The organism is Rhodoblastus acidophilus, assembly GCF_900187365.1.
GTDB classification, from domain to species: Bacteria; Pseudomonadota; Alphaproteobacteria; order Rhizobiales; family Beijerinckiaceae; genus Rhodoblastus; species Rhodoblastus acidophilus.
Genome location: NZ_FYDG01000073.1, coordinates 1 through 1076, shown reverse-complemented (window position 1 = coordinate 1076; position 1076 = coordinate 1). Strand labels below are relative to the sequence as shown.

2 protein-coding genes are annotated in these 1076 nt (G+C 66.9%); both read right to left on the bottom strand.

Annotation, left to right across the window (positions count from 1 at the left end; all coding sequences use genetic code 11):
- Positions 1-113: 113 nt before the first annotated feature.
- Entirely contained in the window at positions 114-470 is a 357-nt protein-coding gene (locus tag CFB24_RS22275; protein ID WP_141098598.1) for a hypothetical protein, read from the bottom strand.
- Between the two features lie 70 nt (positions 471-540).
- Positions 541-885 carry a hypothetical protein gene (locus tag CFB24_RS23350; protein WP_088522790.1) on the bottom strand — a complete coding sequence of 115 codons (345 nt, stop codon included), beginning with the start codon at positions 883-885 and terminating at the stop codon, positions 541-543.
- Between the last annotated feature and the right edge of the window lie 191 nt (positions 886-1076).

Below are 1076 nucleotides of genomic sequence, written 5' to 3'. Positions count from 1 at the left end.
AAAAAAGCCCGACGCCGAAGCGCCGGGCCAAGTCTCCCTAGTTCGCGCCGGCGTAAGCCTCCGGGAGGATGGAAGCGGCGCGAACCCTTTGACGGCGCCGTAGCGCAGAAACCCTATCCGTCTCCTTGCTGTCCAGCCGCCCTTGCGCGGATCGCGTCCAGCGCCTTGCGCAGTGCGATCGTCTCGCCGCGCCAGTGGTCGATCTCGCCGTGCAGCTCCGTGATGCGATTCTCGTAAAACTCTTTGAGGTCATCGACCATTTTGCCGTAGGCGTCGACCAGCGCCCGTGACTTGGCGTCGAAGGCGTCCTCAAGAAGCTTGCGCGCCTCCGCCCTCTGCTTCTCGGCCGCCGCGCGCCCTCCGAACAAATGGTCCCAGAATTTGCCCAGGAACCCTCCGCCGATCGTGCTCAGCAGTCCAACGAGCGCGACCCCATTCTGGCCCAGGCCAGCGCCTCCCGAATCCGACATTTCCAATCCCCCGCCGGCGACGCCGGCCCATTGCAAATAAAGCCGGGGCGCGCGGCCCCGGCGCGTGTCGTCAGGAGGCCGATGCGACCGTGCCGCCGAGGGCGCCGCAGACGGTCGCGTTGACCGTGTAGACGATGGCCTCGACATTGCTGATGCGGGTGATGATTTCGGCCTGCTTGGCGCTGACCAGGGGCTTGATGGCGGCGTTGAGCGTCTGTGCCTGCGCAGCGGCTCCAGCAACGTCGCAGGCGATGGTCAGCCCCCACGATTTGGCATTGGCCGCAGCCTGGGCGGCGGCGGGCGACGCCAAGGCCGCATTGATGGTGTTGATGTCGGACGCCAGTTTGGCGGCCGAGCAGCCGGCGAGAGCGAGCGCGCAAGCAGCGGCGCCCGCGAGGATGGCCTTACGGAGCATGTAAATTTTCCTTACTACCTGGATTGTCAGGGGTCCGGGACGAACCCGAAGACGCGTTCCGGCCCGTCATTCTCGCCGAAGATCGGCTTGACCGGGCCGTGGCGGACGGCGATCAGCGCCGGCACATGGACGCCGGCCGAAGCGAGCCGCGCGCCGAAGTCCGGCGCGAGCGCAGTCAGTTTGACCGCCTC

Coding starts and splice junctions, on each gene's coding strand:
- CFB24_RS22275 (WP_141098598.1), bottom strand. CDS start 470: ATGTCGGATTCGGGAGGCGCTGGCCTGGGCCAGAATGGGGTCGCGCTC.
- CFB24_RS23350 (WP_088522790.1), bottom strand. CDS start 885: ATGCTCCGTAAGGCCATCCTCGCGGGCGCCGCTGCTTGCGCGCTCGCT.